Origin of the sequence: Citreimonas salinaria, assembly GCF_900107235.1 — a bacterium.
Taxonomy (GTDB): Bacteria; Pseudomonadota; Alphaproteobacteria; order Rhodobacterales; family Rhodobacteraceae; genus Citreimonas; species Citreimonas salinaria.
Genome location: NZ_FNPF01000008.1, coordinates 79,073 through 96,399, shown reverse-complemented (window position 1 = coordinate 96,399; position 17,327 = coordinate 79,073). Strand labels below are relative to the sequence as shown.

The window sequence follows — 17,327 nt, the reverse complement described above, 5'->3', positions numbered from 1 at the left end:
ACCGGACGCATGACCACCTCCTTGCCTGAGTATTTCCGCCCCCTGCCGCAACGGGACGGACCGCGCCCGGAAGACGCCGTGCCGCTGGCCGGCGGCGGGCTGTGGTTCACCGAGGCGGTGCGCCTGTCGCGCGACGCCGCGCCCCGGCGGGTGCCCGTGGCGGAGATCCCGCGCGACTGGCTGGAGCGGCTGAGCGCGCCGCGCGCGCCGCTGGCGGGTCTGCCCATGGACCGCTCCCGCGTGATGGGCATCGTCAACGTGACGCCCGACAGCTTTTCCGACGGCGGCCGGCTGCGCGACTCCGCCGCGGCGGCGCAGGACGCGCGCGCCATGGTCGCCGCGGGTGCCGACATCGTCGATATCGGCGGAGAGAGCACGCGGCCCGGCGCGGACACCATCGCGGACGAACTGGAAATCGAGCGCACGCGGCCGGTGATCGAGGCGCTGGCCGGGGATCTCGGCGCGCCGATCTCGATCGACACGCGCAAGCGCGCGGTGGCCGAGGCGGCGGTGGCCGCCGGTGCGGCGATCGTCAACGACGTCTCGGGGCTGCTCCATGATCCGGCGCTGGCGGGTCTCGTGATGGATCGCGACCTGCCGGTCTGCGTTATGCACGCGAAGGGCGATCCGAAGACCATGCAGGACGACCCGCGCTACGACGACGTGCTGCTGGACGTCTACGACTGGCTGGCCGGCCGGGTCGAGGCGCTGGAGGCGCAGGGCATCCCGCGGGCGAACATCGTGGTCGATCCGGGGATCGGCTTCGGCAAGACGAAGGCGCACAACCTGGCGCTGCTGGCCGGGTCGGCGCTGTTTCACGGGCTGGGATGCCCGGTGCTGATCGGTGCCTCGCGCAAGCGGTTCATCGGCACCATCACCGGCACCGAGCGTCCCGCCGACCGGATGCCCGGATCGGTCGCGGTGGCGCTGGAAGCCGCCGCGCGGGGGGCTCAGATCCTGCGGGTTCACGACGTGCCCGAGACCGTCCAGGCGCTGCGCGTCCGGGCGGCTTTGAGCGAAGGAGAAAGCGATGTCGCGTAAGCTGTTCGGAACCGACGGGGTACGCGGCACCGCGAACGCCCATCCCATGACCGCGCACCTTGCGCTGGAGCTGGGCGCCGCAGTCGGGCGGTATTTCCGCAACGAGCATCACGGCGTGCACCGCGTGGTGATCGGCAAGGACACACGCCTGTCGGGCTACATGTTCGAGAACGCGCTGACCGCCGGGCTGACCAGCACCGGCATGAACGTGCTGCTGCTGGGCCCGGTGCCGACGCCGGCGGTGGGCCTGCTGACGCCGTCCATGCGCGCGGACCTCGGGATCATGATCTCGGCCAGCCACAACCCGGCGGCCGACAACGGGATCAAGTTCTTCGGCCCCGACGGCTACAAGCTGTCCGACGCGGTCGAGACCGAGATCGAGGCGCTGATGGACGCGGGCGTGGAACCCGCGGCGCCGGCCAATATCGGCCGCGCCCAGCGCATCGACGACGGCCGCTTCCGCTACCAGGAGCGGGTGAAATCCACCCTGCCGCCGGGCCTGCGGCTGGACGGGATGAAGGTCGTGGTCGATTGCGCCAACGGCGCCGCCTACCGCACCGCGCCCGAGGTCCTGTGGGAACTGGGCGCCGACGTGATCCCCATGGGGGTCAAGCCCGACGGGCACAACATCAACGCGGAATGCGGCTCGACCAAGCCGCAGGCGGCGGCGGCGCTGGTCCTGGAGACCGGCGCCGACGTGGGCATCTGCCTGGACGGCGACGCGGATCGGATCGTCCTGATCGACCAGAACGGCACCATCGCGGACGGCGACCAGATCATGGCGCTGATGGCCGCCCGCTGGGAGGAGGAGGACCGCCTGAAAGGCGGCACCGTGGTCGCGACGGTGATGTCGAACCTCGGGCTGGAGCGCTTCCTGACCGGGCGCGGCCTGCGGCTGGAGCGCACGCAGGTCGGCGACCGCTACGTCGTCGAGGCGATGCGCAAGGGCGGCTGGAACCTGGGCGGCGAGCAGTCGGGCCACATCGTGATGACCGATTACGCGACCACCGGCGACGGGCTCATGGCCGCACTGCAATTCCTGACCGAGATGGCGCGCTCCGGAAAGCCGGCGTCCGAACTGGCGGCCAGCTTCGAGTTGGTGCCGCAATTGCTGCGAAACGTGCGCTACGATCCCGCGCAGGCGCCGCTGGAGAACGCTTCGGTCCGCGCCGCCATCGCCGAGGCCGAGGCGGTGCTGGACGGCAAGGGCCGGCTGCTGATCCGCAAGTCGGGGACCGAGCCGCTGATCCGCGTCATGGCGGAATGCGAGGATTCGGCCCTGATGAACGAGATCGTGTCGGGTATCATCGCCGAGGTCGAGGCGGTCGCGGCCCGCTAGGGGCGGCGCCCGCCCCGCCGGTGCCCCAGTCCGCGCTGCGGACGAGCAAGGGAATCGGGGTTCTGCCCCGTCGGCGCAGCGGGCAGACACGGGAATGGGCGCTCTGCCCCCGCCCGCTTCGCGGGCTCCTTGGAATCCTTCGGGACAGACGAAGCAGGCCGGCCGCCTGGCCGGCCGGCGCTTTAGGCGGAGGCCTTGCCGTAGATCTGCGCGATGCGCTCGACGGCCTGCTCGGGGGGCAGCTCCTCGCTGGTGCCGGTACGGCGGCTGGTCAGTTCGACCACGCCGTTCTTGAGCCCGCGCGGCCCGACCGTGATGCGCCACGGCAGGCCGATCAGGTCCATCGTGGCGAACTTGGCGCCGGCCCGGTCGTCGGTATCGTCGTAGAGCGGCTCGAGCCCCAGCGCGGTCAGCGAATCGTAGATCGACCGGCAGGCCGCGTCGGCGGCCTCGTCACCGGATTTCAGGTTCACGATGCCGCAATGGAAGGGCGTGACGCCCTCGGGCCAGATGATGCCCCTGTCGTCGTGGCTGGCCTCGATGATCGCGCCCAGCAGGCGCGAGACGCCGATGCCGTGGCTGCCCATGTGCACCGGGACCGCCTGCCCGTCGGGCCCCTGCACCGTGGCGCCCATCGGCTCGGAGTATTTCGTGCCGAAGTAGAAGATCTGCCCGACCTCGATGCCGCGCGCGGTGCGGCGGCGTTCCTCGGGGACCTGGTTGAACAGCGCCTCGTCGTGGGTCTCGTCGGTGCGGGCGTAACGCGAGGTGAATTCCTCGAGCACGGCGCGGCACTGGGCGTGGTCGTCGTAGTCGATGGCACGGTCGCCGAACTTCAGGTCGGTGATCTCGGAATCGTAGAACACCTCCGACTCGCCGGTCTCGGCGAGCACGAGGAATTCGTGCGTGTCGTCGCCGCCGATCGGGCCGCTGTCGGCTCGCATCGGAATCGCCTGAAGCCCCATCCGCTCGTAGCTGCGCAGGTAGCTGACCAGGTGGCGGTTGTAGGCGTGCAGCGCGTCCTCTTTCGTGAGGTCGAAGTTGTAGCCGTCCTTCATCAGGAACTCGCGGCCCCGCATGACGCCGAAACGCGGCCGGATCTCGTCGCGGAACTTCCACTGGATGTGGTAGAGCGTCAGCGGCAGGTCCTTGTAGCTGCTGACGTGGCTGCGGAAGATGTCGGTGATCAGTTCCTCGTTGGTGGGACCGTACAGCATGTCGCGGTCCTGTCGGTCGCGGATGCGCAGCATCTCGGGGCCGTAGGCGTCGTAGCGGCCGCTTTCGCGCCACAGGTCCGCCGATTGCAGCGTCGGCATCAGCATCGGGATGTGGCCCGCGCGCTGCTGCTCCTCGTGGACGATCGCCTCGATGTTGCGCAGGACCTTGTAGCCCAGCGGCAGCCACGAATAGATGCCTGCGCTGGCCTGCTTGATCATGCCGGCGCGCAGCATGTAGCGGTGGCTGACGATCTGCGCCTCGGACGGCGTTTCCTTGAGAACCGGCAGGAAATATCTCGACAGGCGCATGGGCTCCCCTTCGCGTCTCGGATGCGCGCCGGTTGTGGCGCAAGGGCCGGGACTTGGCAAGGGACCCTCGGGCCTTGCGCGAGGCGTTCGTGCAGGCGATGAAGGGTGAAACGCAAGGATCGGACGCCATGGCGCTGCCCGTCAGGGAACAGCTGAAATACTGGGGTATCGCGCTGGCGGTGCTGGCCGTGGTCCTGTGGCTGCTGGGCGACGTCCTGCTGCCGTTCATCCTGGGCGGCGCGATCGCCTATGCGCTGGACCCGCTGGCCGACCGGCTGGAGCGGCTGGGCCTGAGCCGCGTGCTGTCCGTGGCGGTCATCACCTTCGCCGCGCTGGTGCTGTTCGTGGTGATCGCGCTGGCGGTGGTGCCGGCGCTGGTGCAGCAGACCGTGCAGCTGGTCGACCTCGCCCCGCAGCTGTTCCGCGACCTGCAAACCTTCCTGACCGGCCGCTTTCCGCAGATCATGGACGAGGACAGCTCGGTCCGCGTGGCGCTGGTGGGCATCGGCGACACGATCCGCGAGCGCGGCGGCCAGCTGGTCCAGACGGCGCTGAGCTCGGCCGCGTCGCTGCTGAGCGTGATCCTGCTGTTCGTGATCGTGCCGGTGGTGGCGATCTACATGCTGGTCGACTGGGACAACATGGTCGCCCGCGTCGACGACCTGCTGCCGCGCGATCACGTCGACACGATCCGCCAGCTCGCGCGCGAGGTCGATGCGGTGCTGGCGGGGTTCGTACGGGGCATGGGCTCGGTCTGCCTGGCGCTGGGGGTGTATTACGCGGTGGCGCTGTGGCTGGTGGGCCTGCAGTTCGGGCTGGTGGTGGGCGTGGTCGCGGGCCTGCTGACCTTCATCCCCTACGTGGGCGCGATCGTCGGCGGTGCCTTGGCGATCGGGCTGGCGCTGTTCCAGTTCTGGGGCGACTGGATCTGGATCATCGTGGTCTGGGCGATCTTCCAGTCCGGCCAGTTCATCGAGGGCAACGTGCTGACGCCGCGCTGGGTGGGCGGCAGCGTAGGGCTGCACCCGGTCTGGCTGCTGCTGGCGCTGACGGTGTTCGGCTCGCTCTTCGGGTTCGTGGGCCTTCTGGTGGCGGTGCCCTTGGCCGCTGCGCTGGGCGTTCTGGCGCGGTTCGTCGCGCGGCGTTACAAGGAGTCTCAGCTTTACGGTGGGGTCGCATCCGAATCCGGCCGCCCCGCAATCGACCGCGACCTGCCATGACCGCCATCCGCCAGCTTCCGCTTCCACTGCCCGCGCGCACGGCGCTTGGGCGCGAGGACTTCTTCGTCTCGCCCGCAAACGCGATGGCGGTGGCGGTGATCGAGGCCTGGCCGACCTGGGCGTCGCGCAAATGCGTGCTGACGGGGCCGGAAGGCGCCGGCAAGTCGCACCTGGCGCATGTCTGGGCGGCGCAGAGCGGCGCGCGCATCGTGCCGGCCGACACGCTGGCGGACGCCGACATCGCCGCGCTGGCGGACAGGTCGGTCTGCGTCGAGGACGCGGACCGAATCGCAGGCGACGCCGGGGCCGAGGCCGCGCTGTTCCACCTGCACAACCTGGTGCTGGCCGAGGGGCACGCGCTGCTGCTGACCGCGCGGCGGGCGCCGAACCACTGGTCGCTGACGCTGCCCGACCTGCGCAGCCGGATGCTGGGCACGCAGGCCGTCGCTCTGCCCGAGCCCGACGACACGCTGCTGGCGGCGCTGCTGGCCAAGCTGTTCGGCGATCATCAGACCGTGCCCGCGCCCGACGTGATTCCCTACCTGCTGACGCGCATGCCGCGCAGCTATCGCGCGGCGCAGCGCATCGTCGAAGCGCTGGACCGCGCGGCGCTGGCGCGCAAGGGGGCGATCACGCGGCCCCTGGCGATGCGCGTCCTCGAAACCCTTGCTGAAGGCCGCCCCGATGGCCGATCCTGAACCCGTGCGTCACGAAACCGTTGCATCGGGGCCCGACAACCCCGCCATGACCAATGCCGATTTCCTCAAGTCGCCGCTTCCGCCGGCGGTCGAGATCGAGGGCCTGGACCTGTCCGGGCCGGGGCGCTTCGTCAACCGCGAGCTGTCCTGGCTGGGCTTCAACTGGCGCGTGCTGGAGGAGGCCGAGAATACCCGCGTGCCGCTGCTGGAGCGGCTGCGCTTCCTGTCGATCTCGTCGGCGAACCTCGACGAGTTCTATACCGTCCGCGTGGCGGGCCTGCGCGAACTGGCGCAGGCGGGCAATACCAGCCCGGCCGACGACGGCCTGACGCCGGCCCAGCAGCTGGAGCTGATCGACGCCGACGCCCGCCGGCTGATGGGTGCGCAGCAGCGCGTGCTGGGGGAATTGCGCGCGCTGATGTCCGAGCAGGGCATCACGATCGTCCGGCGCGACGCGCTGACCGACGCGGACCGCGCCTTCCTGGCCGAGACGTTCCTGGCGCAGGTCTTCCCGGTGCTGTCGCCGCTGGCCATCGACCCCGCGCACCCTTTCCCGTTCATCGCCAGCATGGGCTATTGCCTGGCGCTGCAGCTGGAACGCGAACGCGACGGGCGCGGGCTGCAGGCGCTGCTGCCGATCCCGGCGCAGATCGATCGGTTCATGGTGCTGCCGGCGGAAAAGGGCGAAAGCCGCTTCATCCTGCTCGAAGACGTGCTGCTGCTGCACATCGACAGCCTGTTCCCCGGCTACATCGTGAAGGATCACTTCGGGTTCCGCGTGCTGCGCGACAGCGACATCGAGGTCGAGGAAGAGGCCGAGGACCTGGTGCGCGAGTTCGAGGTCGCGCTGAAGCGCCGCCGCCGCGGCGAGGTGGTGCGCCTGACGGTCTCGCGCGGCGCGCCCGCCGGCCTGCGCCGGATCGTCATGCGCGAGCTGCACGTGAACGAGGACGAGGTGATCGAACTCGACGGGATGCTGGGGGCGGCGGACCTCAAGGAACTGGTGCTCGAGTCGCGGCCCGACCTGCTGTGGCCCAGCTTCACGCCCCGCGTCCCCGAGCGCGTGCAGGACCACGAGGGCGACATGTTCGCCGCCATCGCGCAGAAGGACATGCTGCTGCACCACCCCTACGAGACGTTCGACATGGTGGTGCGTTTCATCAGCCGCGCGGCACGCGATCCGAACGTGGTGGCGATCAAGCAGACGCTGTACCGAACCTCGCGCAACTCTCCGATCGTCGAGGCGCTGTGCGAGGCGGCCGAGGACGGGAAATCCGTCACCGCGCTGGTGGAACTGAAGGCCCGTTTCGACGAGGCCGCCAATATCCGGCAATCTCGCCGGCTGGAGCGCGCGGGCGCGCATGTGGTCTACGGATTTCTCGACTGGAAGACCCACGCCAAGATCAGCCAGGTGGTCCGCCGCGAGGGCAGCAAGCTGGTGACATACACCCACTGGGGCACCGGCAATTACCATCCCATCACGGCCAAGATCTACACCGACCTGTCGTTCTTCACCTGCGACGCGGCGCTGGGGCGGGATGCCGCGAAGATCTTCAACTACCTCAGCGGCTACGCCATGCCGGCGGGGCTCGAGAACATCTACATCTCGCCGCACAGCCTCAAGCAGGGGATGCTGGACCTGATCGCGGCCGAGGCCGAGCATGCCCGGGCGGGTCGGCCGGCGCAGATCTGGATCAAGCTGAACTCGCTGATCGAATCCGACATGATCGACGCGCTCTACGCCGCCAGCCAGGCCGGCGTGCGGATCGACTGCGTGATCCGGGGCATCTGCGGGCTGCGGCCGGGGGTGAAGGGCCTGTCGGACAACATCCGCGTGAAATCCATCGTCGGGCGATACCTGGAGCATTCGCGCATCATCTGCTTCGGCAACGGCCACGGGTTGCCGCACGCCAAGGCACGGGTGTTCCTGTCCTCGGCGGACTGGATGGGGCGCAACCTCAACCGCCGGGTGGAAACCGGCGTCGAGATCCACAACGCCACCGTGAAGGCGCAGATCGTCAGCCAGATCATGGCCGCGAACCTTGCCGACACGGCGCAAAGCTGGGTCATGGCGCCCGAGGGGCATTTCACCCGCGAGCCGGTGCCAGAGGGCGTCTTCGCGTTCAACTGCCATCGTTTCTTCATGGAGAACCCCTCGCTGTCGGGCCGCGGCTCGGCCGGGGCGGGCGACGTGCCCAAGCTGACCCATACCGAGGATTGAGCGCCGCCCCCCGGCGGCAGGGCCGCGAACGGGCGATTGACCCCGCCGCCCGGTCGGTTCTACGTAGGGGCGCCTAAGTGGGGATGACGACGTGGACGGCGACACCACCACCGAACCGGATTGGGGCCCGTTCGGGCGACCGCTCTTCGACGATGCCTCGGCCCGCGCGCTCGCCCGTGTGGGCGTGGTCGACATCGGCTCAAACTCGGTCCGGCTGGTCGTGTTCAACGGCGCCGCGCGCAGCCCGGCCTATTTCTACAACGAGAAGATCATGTGCGCCCTCGGCGCCGGCATGGCCGAGACCGGCCGCCTGAACCCCGAAGGGCGCGAGCGCGCGCTGGCCGCGCTGAAGCGGTTCCGCCTGCTGGCGCGGGGGATGGAGCTGCCGCCGCTGACGGTGGTCGCCACCGCCGCGATGCGCGACGCCGAGGACGGACCCGAATTCCGCAAGCAGCTGGAATCCGAGACCGGGCTGAAGATCCACGTCATCGACGGCGAGGAAGAGGCGCGGCTGTCGGCGCAGGGCGTGCTGCTGGGCTGGCCGGGCAGCTACGGGCTGGTCTGCGACATCGGCGGCTCGTCGATGGAACTGGCCGAGATCCACGGCGGCCGCGTCGGCAAGCGCATGACCTCTGCCCTCGGTCCGCTGAAGTTCAAGGATCTCGAGGGCGGCAAGAAGGCGCGCGAGAAGTACATCCGCCAGACGATGGCACCGCTGGCCCAGCACATGGGCGCCCAGCGCGACCGGCTGTTCCTCGTCGGCGGCAGCTGGCGCGCCATCGCGCGCATCGACATGGAGCGGCGCGGCTATCCGCTGCACGTGCTGCACGAATACCGCATGGACGCCGACGCCGTGCGCGAGACAGTCGCCTTCATCGAGGCCGCGGACCTGGACTCGCTGCGCCACGCCTGCGGCCTGTCCTCGTCGCGGATGGCGCTTGTTCCCTACGCATCCGAGGTGCTCAGCCAGCTGATCGAGACGTTCCAGCCGAAGGACATCGCGATCTCGTCCTACGGCATCCGCGAGGGGCTGCTGTTCGAGCAGATGCCGCAGGAACTGCGCGACCGGGATCCGCTGATCGAGGCCTGCCGCTTCGCCGAGAAGAAGGACGCGCGCATGCCCGGCTTCGGCCGGACGCTGTACCACTTCGTGCTGCCGCTGTTTCCCGACGCGCAGCCGGCGCAGATGCGGCTGATGCGGGCCGCCTGCCTGCTGCACGACGTCAGCTGGCGCGCGCACCCCGACTACCGCGCCGAGGTGTGCTTCGACTACGCCACGCGCGCCAACCTCGGCGGGCTGAAGCACCACGAGCGCATCTGGCTGGGGCTGGCGCTGCTGCACCGCTACCGCAACAAGCGGCACGGCACCCGGTTCGAGGAACTGTACGACCTGCTGCCGCCCGAGGCCCAGACCGAGGCCGAGGTGCTGGGCAAGGCGATGCGCTTCGGCGCGATGCTGTGGTCGGTGGATGCCGGGCAGAAGAACGCGCGGCTGGACTGGCACCCCGCGCAGCGCCGGCTGCGGCTGAACCTGAGCGAAGAGCTTGCGCCGCTTTACGGCGAGGTCACGCAGGCGCGGTTCAAATCCCTCGCATCGGCGCTGGGCTCCGACAATTTCGACCTTCAGATCGAGGGCTAGAGTTCGATCTCGCCGGTCTCGCTGTCGGGCTGCGGCTCGGTTCCCGGCGCGATGTCGGGCACGCCGTCCGGCGCGTCCTCCAGCGGCTCGCGCCGGCGGATGATGATGTCGCCATTGGGCAGGATCTCGGGCGCGTGGTAGACCGACCAGTCCTCGACCTCGGTCATCAGGTCGCGGAAGGCGGGGCCCATCTCGGCCACGAAGTCGCGCAGCGCGGGGCGCATCTGCTCGGTCATGCCCTGCAGGCCCTCCAGCGCGGGCTCCATCTCTCCCATCAGGCCGCGGAAGAAGGTGCGCGCGCCCTCCTCCATCATCCGGAAGCTTTCGGACTCCTCGGAGGGTTCGGGCACGGGCTGGTCCTGCAACGGCTCCTGCGCGGCCAGCGGCGTGGCGGACAGAAGCGCGGTCAGGGCGAAGGCTGCGATGCGTGTCATGCCCTGAAGATAGGGCCGCGGCGCGCTCGCGCAATCCTCAGGCGGCCTGGCGCGAGATTTCCTCCCACGCGCGGTTGATGTCGATCAGCCGCTTCTCGGACAGCTTCACCGCCTCGGGGGGGACGCCGCGCGCGATCATCGCGTCGGGGTGGCTTTCGCGCACCAGTCCGCGCCAGGCCTTGCGGATCTCGGGCAGCGGGGTGTCGGGATCGACGCCCAGGATCGCGTAAGGGTCGCGCCGCGCTTCGGGCACGAATCGCGCCCGCAGGCGGGCAAAGCGGCGCTGGTCGAGGCCGAAGATCTCGGCCACGCGCTCGAGGAACGCATCCTCGGCCGGGTGATAGGCGCCGTCGGACAGGGCGATGTGGAACAGCCCCTCCATCAGGTCGCACAGTGTGTCCTTCCGGTCGCCGAACATGGCGCCGATTCGCCGGGCGTATTCCTCGAACCCCGCCACGTCCTGCCGCGCCAGGTTGAAGACGCGCGCGGCGCCGGGCTCGTCCTCGGGGGGGATGTGGAACACCTCGCGGAAGGCGGTGACCTCGGCACGGGTCACCTGCCCGTCGGCCTTGGCCATCTTGGCCGACAGCGCGATCACCGCGATGGTGAACGCGACCGTGCGCTCGGGCGGCGTGCGCAGCCGCTCGAAGAGCGCGGCAAGGCCTTCGCCGCTGCGCAGCGCCTCGACCAGATCGGTAATGCGGGTCCAGATCGACATGGGGTCATCCTATGCCAGGCCGCCGGGGATGTCAGCGCGGTGGGGACAGGAATTTCTGCATCAGCACAAGGTCCATCCAGCGGTCGAACTTGCGCCCCACCTGCGGCAGGCGGGCCACCTCGACAAAGCCCGGGGCGGCGTGGAAGGCGACGCCGCCGGGGTTCTCGCCGCTGACGCCAGCCCAGAGCGAATGCACCCGCTCGGCCCTTGCCGTGTCCTCCAGCGCGACCATGAGCGCGCGGCCGAGGCCCCGCCCGCGGGCTTCGGGGGCAAGCTGGATCGAGTGTTCCTTGGTGAAGGCGTAACCCGGCCCGCCGCGGAACGGGAAATACGTGGCGAAGCCCAGCACGCGGCCCCGATCTTCGGCCACCTGGAAGGCGGGGCCGCGCGCGGCGATGTCGGCGGCGATGCCCGACGGGGTCTTCAGCTCGGTGGTGAAGGTGACGGCGGTGCCGTCGATCACCGCGTTCCAGATCGCGACGATCGCCTCGGCATCCTCGGGCCGCGCGGGGCGGATCGTCATTCCAGCGTCACCGTCCCGTGCGTCGTGCGGATCCGGGCGCGCAGGCCCGCCGCGCCGGTCTCGAAGGCAAGTCCGGTGGTGTCGAGATGCGGAGCCAGCAGGTCGCGCAGGGCGTCCACCTCGGGGTGCGAGACGCACAGCCCCTCCAGCGCCAGCCCCGACGCGGCCAGCGTCTTGCCCGGCGGCACCGGGCTGCGCCACTGCATCAGCGCCGGGAACAGCCCGTCGAAGGGCAGCAGCCCGTCCTCGGGGACCGCCATGGTCCAGGCAAGATCGCCCCGTTCCAGATGCACCGGGTGCCCCGCCATCGGCAGCGCCTTCAGCGCGGCGTCGATGTCGTCGCAGCGCAGCACCCACTTGTCGAGCCGCGGCGGCCCGGCGAAGCGGTCGAGCCCGAACCAGCGCGCCTCCTTCGGCGGCGCCAGCGCCGGGTCGACGGCGATCGCCTCGATATACAGCTCGGGCGAAAGGCCCAGCAGTCGGTTATGCGTGCCGTAGCGTTCATGCTGGCCGCCGGGGATCATCGGCACGCCCAGCGCGCGCTCCACATGCGCGGCGGCCTCGTCCAGCGTCTCTCCCAGCACCGCGACGTGATCGAGTTGCAGCATGACCATGACCCTTCATCCCCTGCCCTTCCGAGTATGGGCGGGAGATGGGCACTTGGCCAGTGCCCGCGCGCAGGCAGAGCGCCGGTGTCCGCGCGCGCTGCACGCGCGGGCGCGGGGTCAGAGCCCGCGGGCCTCGCGGACGAGGGTCAGGATGTTCTGTGCCGCCTCGGGGATGTTCGTGCCGGGGCCGAAGATCGCCTTCACGCCGGCCTGCTTGAGGAAGTCGTAATCCTGCTGCGGGATCACCCCGCCGCAGATCACCAGGATGTCCTCGGCACCCTGCGCGCGCAAAGCCTCGACCAGCTGGGGCGCCAGCGTCTTGTGCCCCGCCGCCTGGCTGCTGATGCCGATCACGTGCACGTCGTTGTCGATGGCGTCCTGCGCGGCTTCCTCGGGGGTCTGGAACAGCGGGCCCACGTCCACGTCGAAGCCGATGTCGGCGAAGGCCGTGGCGATCACCTTCGCGCCGCGGTCGTGGCCGTCCTGGCCCATCTTGACCACCAGCATGCGCGGGCGGCGGCCGTCGACCTCGGCGAAATCCTCGACCGACTTCTGAATCGCGGCGAAGCCCTCGTCGCCCTCGTAGGCGGCGCCGTAGACCCCGGCGAGCGTCTTCACCTCGGCCCTGTGCCGGCCGAACACCTTTTCCATCGCCATGCTGATCTCTCCTACCGTGGCGCGGGCGCGCGCCGCCTCGACCGCCGCCTCGAGCAGGTTCCCGCCCTCGGCCGCGCGCTTTTCCAGGTCCGCCAGCGCCGCGTCGCAGGCCGCTTGGTCGCGGGTGGCGCGGATGCGCTCCAGCGCCTTGACCTGCCCGTCGCGGACCTTGGCGTTGTCGATCGACAGGATGTCGAGATCGTCCTCCTTCGCGAGGCGATACTTGTTCACGCCGACGATCACGTCGCGGCCTCGGTCGATATCGGCCTGCCGGCGGGCGGCGGTCTCCTCGATCCGCAGCTTGGGCATGCCCGACTCGACCGCCTTGGTCATGCCGCCCATGCCGTCGACTTCCTCGATCAGCTTCCAGGCCTCCTCGGCCAGCTGGTGCGTCAGGCTTTCGACGTAATACGAGCCTGCCAAGGGATCGACGACCTTGGTGACGCCGGTCTCCTCCTGCAGGATCAGCTGGGTGTTGCGCGCGATGCGGGCGCTGAAATCGGTGGGCAGCGCCATCGCCTCGTCCAGCGCGTTGGTGTGCAGGCTCTGCGTGCCGCCCAGAACCGCGCTCATCGCCTCGTAGGCGGTGCGGATGACGTTGTTGTAGGGGTCCTGCTCGGCCAGGCTCACGCCCGAGGTCTGGCAATGGGTGCGCAGCATCTTGGACTTGGGGTCCTGCGCGCCAAGCTCGGTCATGATGCGGTGCCACAGCATCCGCGCGGCACGCAGCTTGGCGGCCTCCATGAAGAAGTTCTTGCCGATCGCGAAGAAGAAGCTCAGCCGGCCGGCGAATCTGTCCACGTCCATGCCGCGCGCCATCGCGGTCTTCACGTATTCCTTGCCGTCGGCCAGGGTGTAGGCCAGCTCCTGCACCAGGTTCGCGCCGGCCTCCTGCATGTGGTAGCCGGAGATCGAGATCGAGTTGAAGCGCGGCATCTCGTTCATCGTGTATTCGATGATGTCGGCGATGATCCGCATGCTGGGCTCGGGCGGGTACACGTAGGTGTTCCGCACCATGAATTCCTTGAGGATGTCGTTCTGGATCGTGCCCGACAGCTGCGCGCGCGACACGCCCTGCTCCTCGCCCGTGACGATGAAGTTCGCCATGATCGGGATGACGGCGCCGTTCATCGTCATCGAGACGCTGACCTGGTCCAGCGGGATGCCGTCGAACAGGATCTTCATGTCCTCGACGCTGTCGATGGCGACGCCGGCCTTGCCCACGTCGCCCACCACGCGCGGGTGGTCGCTGTCATAGCCACGGTGGGTGGCAAGATCGAAGGCCACGCTGACGCCCTGCTGGCCGGCATCCAGCGCGCGGCGGTAGAAGGCGTTGCTTTCCTCGGCGGTCGAGAAGCCGGCATATTGCCGGATCGTCCAGGGCCGGCCGGTATACATCGTGCTGCGCACGCCGCGGGTGAAGGGCTCGTCCCCCGGCAAGGTGCCGAGATGCGGCAGGCCCTCGGTATCGGCCTCGGTGTAAAGCGGCTTGACGTCGATGCCTTCCAGCGTGTGCCAGGTCAGGTCCTCGACCGTGCGGTTGCGCAGTTCCTTCTCGGCGCGGGCGCGCCAATCCTGTGGCAGATCCGTCATCCTGTGATCCTCTCTGGTTCGGGACGGCGACCGAGGTCCATCATCCGCGCGAGGGTGAACTTTTCGTGCCCGGCGGGGATCAGGGCCTGTGCAGGGGCCCCCGCTCGGCTTATATCGAATGTCATGAAATCCCTGACAAGAAGCGCATGGATCGGCGTCTTTGCCCTGCTCGCGACACTGGGTGGCGCAGCGACCGGCGCGACGGCGCAGATCTCCGTTACCGACGACGACCCGCCCCTGGCCGAGCCTTCGGTCGACGCGCAGGAGGCGCCACCCGACGCGGCCGAGCCGGAGGTCGTCGATCCCATCCGCTCGGCGGTCGGAACCACGCTGGAGGAATGGCGCTGGACGCGGCGTCCGGTCGTCGTCTTCGCGGAAAGCCCGAACGATCCCCGCTTCGTCGAGCAGATGGAGAACATCACCTCGCGGCTCGACGCGCTGGTCGACCGCGACGTAGTCGTGATCACCGACACCGATCCCGCCTCGGGTTCGTCTTTCCGGCGATCCCTGCGGCCGCGCGATTTCATGGTGGTCGTCATGGCCAAGGACGGCACAATCGTCCTGCGCCGGCCGATGCCGTTGTCCGTGCGCGAGATCTCGCGATCGATCGACAAGTTGCCCCTGCGCCGGCAGGAAGTGCGCGAGCGCCGCCTCGATGCGGATTGAGCCGCGGCGCGGGCCTTCGCACGGGTCGTCGTGGTTTCCGGCCGCGGGTCCATCGCCCTATTCGAACTCCATGATGACGTCGTCCACGGCAAGGCTGTCGCCGGCGCTGGCGTTGATCTTGGCCACCGTGCCGCGGCGTTCAGCGCGCAGGATGTTCTCCATCTTCATCGCCTCGACGGTGCAGAGCGCCTGCCCCTCCTGCACCTCCTGACCCTCCTCGACGTCGATCTTCACGATTAGGCCGGGCATCGGGCAGAGCAGCATCTTGGACGTGTCCGGCGGCACCTTTTCCGGCATCAGCGCGGCCAGCTCGGCCTGCCGCGGGGTGCGCACATGCACCTTGAGGTCGGCGCCGCGGGTGCGCAGGCGGAAGCCCTGCGTGATCTTGTCGACCTTCAGCACCAGCGGCGCGCCGTCGACCATCATGCGTGCCAGCCGGTCGCCGGGGGTCCAGTCGCCCTCGACCCGCATCGCATCACCGGTCGCGAAGGTGACGGTGGTGCCCTGCCGGTCCGCGGCGGTCGCCACCTCGAATCGCTCGCCCTGCGCCTCGACCATCCATTCGGTGCCGACCTTGCGTTCGTGGTTGTCGAGCGTGCCCGAGATGCGCGCGCGCCGAATCTCGGCCACGCGGTTCATCGCCGCCGCCGCCGCCGCCACGCGCCGCAAAGCGGTGTCGTCCAGCGCGACGCCGTCGAACCCGTCGGGCCACTCCTCGGCGATGAAGGCGGTCGTCATGTCTCCGCTGACGAATTTCGGATGGTCCATCACCGCCGACAGGAACGGCAGGTTGTGCCCGATGCCCTCCACCTCGAACGCGTCGAGCGCGGTGCGCATTGTCTCGATCGCCTGCGCCCGCGTGGGCGCCCAGGTGCACAGCTTGGCGATCATCGGGTCGTAGTACATGCTGATCTCGCCGCCCTCGAAGACTCCGGTGTCGTTGCGCACGGTGCCCGCGCCCATCGCGCCCTCGGCCGGGGGGCGGTAGCGGGTCAACCGGCCGATCGACGGCAGGAAGTTGCGATACGGGTCCTCGGCGTACAGCCGGTTCTCGATCGCCCAGCCGTTGATCGTCAGGTCCTCCTGCCTGAACGGCAACTTCTCGCCGTTGGCGACCCGGATCATCTGCTCGACCAAGTCCACGCCGGTGATCATCTCGGTGACCGGGTGTTCGACCTGAAGGCGGGTGTTCATCTCGAGGAAGTAGAAGTTGCGCTCGCCGTCGACAATGAATTCGACGGTGCCGGCGCTGGTGTAGCCCACGGCCTGCGCCAGCCTGACGGCCTGTTCACCCATCGCGCGGCGGGTCGCCTCGTCCAGGAACGGCGAGGGCGCCTCCTCAACGACCTTCTGGTTGCGCCGCTGGATCGAGCATTCTCGCTCGTGCAGATAGACCGCGTTGCCGTGCTGGTCGCACAGCACCTGGATCTCGATGTGGCGGGGCTGGGTGACGAATTTCTCGATGAAGATGCGGTCGTCGCCGAAGCTGCTGGCGGCCTCGTTCTTCGAGGACTGGAAACCCTCGCGCGCCTCGTCGTCGGTCCACGCGATGCGCATGCCCTTGCCGCCGCCGCCGGCGCTGGCCTTGATCATCACCGGATAGCCGATCTCGCCCGCGATCTTCACCGCCTCGTCGGCATCACCGATCAGGCCCATGTAGCCGGGAACGGTGTTCACCCCCGCCTCCTGCGCGATCTTCTTGGAGGTGATCTTGTCGCCCATCGCCTCGATCGCCTTCACGGGCGGGCCGACGAAGGCCACGCCCGCCGCATCCAGCGCCTGCGCGAATTTCGGGTTCTCCGACAGAAAACCGTAGCCCGGATGCACCGCCTGCGCGCCCGACGCCTTGATCGCGTCCATCACCTTGTCGATGACGATGTAGGACTGGTTGGCGGGCGGCGGCCCGATATGGATCGCCTCGTCCGCCATCTCGACATGCAGCGCGTTGCGGTCCGCGTCGGAATAGATCGCGACTGTGGTGATCCCCATGCGCCGCGCGGTCTTGATGACGCGGCAGGCGATCTCGCCGCGGTTGGCGATCAGGATCTTGTCGAACATGGCCGTCCCTTTTCCGGTTTTCTTGCGCCCGGACCGCTTGTCCGGGCGAGACACGAAAAGGCCGCCCGCAGACGATTGTCCGGGGCGGCCTCGATCTCGATGTCACGTGGTTCCGCGCGGGCCAGTTCGCCTCGCGTCAGCGCGTCCGCAGGCTCAGCGGTCTGCGCAGAGACGCGGCGAGATGTCGTCGCAGACCACGCCGGCCGCGCCGCCGATGGCCGCGCCGGCCGCAACATCGTTGTTGGTCGCCGCAGCGCCTGCCGCGCCGATGCCTGCGCCCAGGACGCCGCGTTCAAGATCGGAGCCTTCGCACGCCGCGAGACCGACGCAGGATGCCAGGGCAAGAGAGAGAGTGACGATACGCATAGAATGAGCTCCATAGATTG

The 17,327-nt window shown here is 69.2% G+C and carries 15 protein-coding genes; 7 read left to right on the top strand and 8 right to left on the bottom strand.

What is annotated here, in order from left to right; all coding sequences use genetic code 11:
* Positions 1-9 precede the first annotated feature (9 nt).
* Together folP and glmM are read left to right on the top strand one after the other, a co-directional pair.
* Entirely contained in the window at positions 10-1,041 is a 1,032-nt protein-coding gene (gene folP, locus BLW27_RS11610; protein WP_089883451.1) for a dihydropteroate synthase, read from the top strand.
* Positions 1,031-2,380, top strand: a complete 1,350-nt coding sequence (gene glmM / locus BLW27_RS11605; protein WP_089883449.1) for a phosphoglucosamine mutase — start codon at positions 1,031-1,033, stop codon at positions 2,378-2,380. Before folP ends, glmM begins: the two co-directional genes overlap by 11 nt.
* A 182-nt stretch (positions 2,381-2,562) precedes the next feature.
* Here the strand turns inward: glmM and proS are convergent, their stop codons facing one another.
* Positions 2,563-3,906, bottom strand: a complete 1,344-nt coding sequence (gene proS / locus BLW27_RS11600) for a proline--tRNA ligase (RefSeq protein ID WP_089883447.1) — start codon at positions 3,904-3,906, stop codon at positions 2,563-2,565.
* A 128-nt stretch (positions 3,907-4,034) separates the two neighbouring features.
* Here proS and BLW27_RS11595 point away from each other — a divergent pair, with 128 nt between their 5' ends.
* From BLW27_RS11595 to ppx, 4 genes are all read left to right on the top strand, one after another.
* Positions 4,035-5,126: an AI-2E family transporter gene (locus tag BLW27_RS11595; protein ID WP_089883588.1), complete on the top strand. Its 1,092-nt coding sequence runs from the start codon at positions 4,035-4,037 to the stop codon at positions 5,124-5,126.
* Entirely contained in the window at positions 5,123-5,824 is a 702-nt protein-coding gene (locus tag BLW27_RS11590; protein ID WP_089883445.1) for a P-loop NTPase family protein, read from the top strand. The genes BLW27_RS11595 and BLW27_RS11590 overlap by 4 nt, the downstream gene beginning before the upstream one ends.
* Before the next feature lie 46 nt (positions 5,825-5,870).
* A complete protein-coding gene (locus BLW27_RS11585; protein WP_089883586.1) occupies positions 5,871-8,045 on the top strand; it encodes an RNA degradosome polyphosphate kinase in 2,175 nt (724 codons plus the stop codon).
* Positions 8,046-8,136: 91 nt separating this feature from the next.
* Complete coding sequence (gene ppx, locus BLW27_RS11580) at positions 8,137-9,684, top strand: exopolyphosphatase (protein WP_089883443.1); 1,548 nt, start codon at positions 8,137-8,139, stop codon at positions 9,682-9,684.
* Here ppx and BLW27_RS11575 read toward each other — a convergent pair.
* From BLW27_RS11575 to scpA, 5 genes are all read right to left on the bottom strand, one after another.
* Positions 9,681-10,118 (bottom strand): hypothetical protein, encoded by a 438-nt coding sequence (locus tag BLW27_RS11575; RefSeq protein ID WP_089883441.1) that lies wholly within the window; start codon positions 10,116-10,118, stop codon positions 9,681-9,683. The two genes, ppx and BLW27_RS11575, sit on opposite strands and share 4 nt — an antisense overlap.
* 37 nt (positions 10,119-10,155) lie before the next feature.
* Complete coding sequence (locus BLW27_RS11570; protein WP_089883438.1) at positions 10,156-10,836, bottom strand: molecular chaperone DjiA; 681 nt, start codon at positions 10,834-10,836, stop codon at positions 10,156-10,158.
* Between the two features lie 31 nt (positions 10,837-10,867).
* The gene (locus BLW27_RS11565) at positions 10,868-11,359 is read right to left on the bottom strand and encodes a GNAT family N-acetyltransferase (RefSeq protein WP_089883435.1); all 492 of its coding nucleotides are present in this window, start codon (positions 11,357-11,359) and stop codon (positions 10,868-10,870) included.
* On the bottom strand, positions 11,356-11,967 hold the full coding sequence (locus BLW27_RS11560) for a VOC family protein (protein WP_342708059.1): 612 nt from the start codon (positions 11,965-11,967) through the stop codon (positions 11,356-11,358). The genes BLW27_RS11565 and BLW27_RS11560 overlap by 4 nt, the downstream gene beginning before the upstream one ends.
* A gap of 117 nt (positions 11,968-12,084) precedes the next feature.
* On the bottom strand, positions 12,085-14,217 hold the full coding sequence (gene scpA, locus BLW27_RS11555) for a methylmalonyl-CoA mutase (RefSeq protein WP_089883430.1): 2,133 nt from the start codon (positions 14,215-14,217) through the stop codon (positions 12,085-12,087).
* Positions 14,218-14,340: 123 nt separating this feature from the next.
* Here scpA and BLW27_RS11550 point away from each other — a divergent pair, with 123 nt between their 5' ends.
* Complete coding sequence (locus tag BLW27_RS11550) at positions 14,341-14,883, top strand: DUF4174 domain-containing protein (RefSeq protein WP_089883428.1); 543 nt, start codon at positions 14,341-14,343, stop codon at positions 14,881-14,883.
* A gap of 57 nt (positions 14,884-14,940) precedes the next feature.
* Here BLW27_RS11550 and BLW27_RS11545 read toward each other — a convergent pair whose 3' ends face one another.
* Complete coding sequence (locus BLW27_RS11545) at positions 14,941-16,941, bottom strand: acetyl-CoA carboxylase biotin carboxylase subunit (RefSeq protein ID WP_089883426.1); 2,001 nt, start codon at positions 16,939-16,941, stop codon at positions 14,941-14,943.
* 153 nt (positions 16,942-17,094) lie between these two features.
* Entirely contained in the window at positions 17,095-17,307 is a 213-nt protein-coding gene (locus BLW27_RS11540) for a hypothetical protein (RefSeq protein ID WP_089883424.1), read from the bottom strand.
* Between the last annotated feature and the right edge of the window lie 20 nt (positions 17,308-17,327).

Coding starts and splice junctions, on each gene's coding strand:
- folP (WP_089883451.1), top strand. CDS start 10: ATGACCACCTCCTTGCCTGAGTATTTCCGCCCCCTGCCGCAACGGGAC.
- glmM (WP_089883449.1), top strand. CDS start 1,031: ATGTCGCGTAAGCTGTTCGGAACCGACGGGGTACGCGGCACCGCGAAC.
- proS (WP_089883447.1), bottom strand. CDS start 3,906: ATGCGCCTGTCGAGATATTTCCTGCCGGTTCTCAAGGAAACGCCGTCC.
- BLW27_RS11595 (WP_089883588.1), top strand. CDS start 4,035: ATGGCGCTGCCCGTCAGGGAACAGCTGAAATACTGGGGTATCGCGCTG.
- BLW27_RS11590 (WP_089883445.1), top strand. CDS start 5,123: ATGACCGCCATCCGCCAGCTTCCGCTTCCACTGCCCGCGCGCACGGCG.
- BLW27_RS11585 (WP_089883586.1), top strand. CDS start 5,871: ATGACCAATGCCGATTTCCTCAAGTCGCCGCTTCCGCCGGCGGTCGAG.
- BLW27_RS11575 (WP_089883441.1), bottom strand. CDS start 10,118: ATGACACGCATCGCAGCCTTCGCCCTGACCGCGCTTCTGTCCGCCACG.
- BLW27_RS11570 (WP_089883438.1), bottom strand. CDS start 10,836: ATGTCGATCTGGACCCGCATTACCGATCTGGTCGAGGCGCTGCGCAGC.
- BLW27_RS11565 (WP_089883435.1), bottom strand. CDS start 11,359: ATGACGATCCGCCCCGCGCGGCCCGAGGATGCCGAGGCGATCGTCGCG.
- BLW27_RS11560 (WP_342708059.1), bottom strand. CDS start 11,967: ATGCTGCAACTCGATCACGTCGCGGTGCTGGGAGAGACGCTGGACGAG.
- scpA (WP_089883430.1), bottom strand. CDS start 14,217: ATGACGGATCTGCCACAGGATTGGCGCGCCCGCGCCGAGAAGGAACTG.
- BLW27_RS11550 (WP_089883428.1), top strand. CDS start 14,341: ATGAAATCCCTGACAAGAAGCGCATGGATCGGCGTCTTTGCCCTGCTC.
- BLW27_RS11545 (WP_089883426.1), bottom strand. CDS start 16,941: ATGTTCGACAAGATCCTGATCGCCAACCGCGGCGAGATCGCCTGCCGC.
- BLW27_RS11540 (WP_089883424.1), bottom strand. CDS start 17,307: ATGCGTATCGTCACTCTCTCTCTTGCCCTGGCATCCTGCGTCGGTCTC.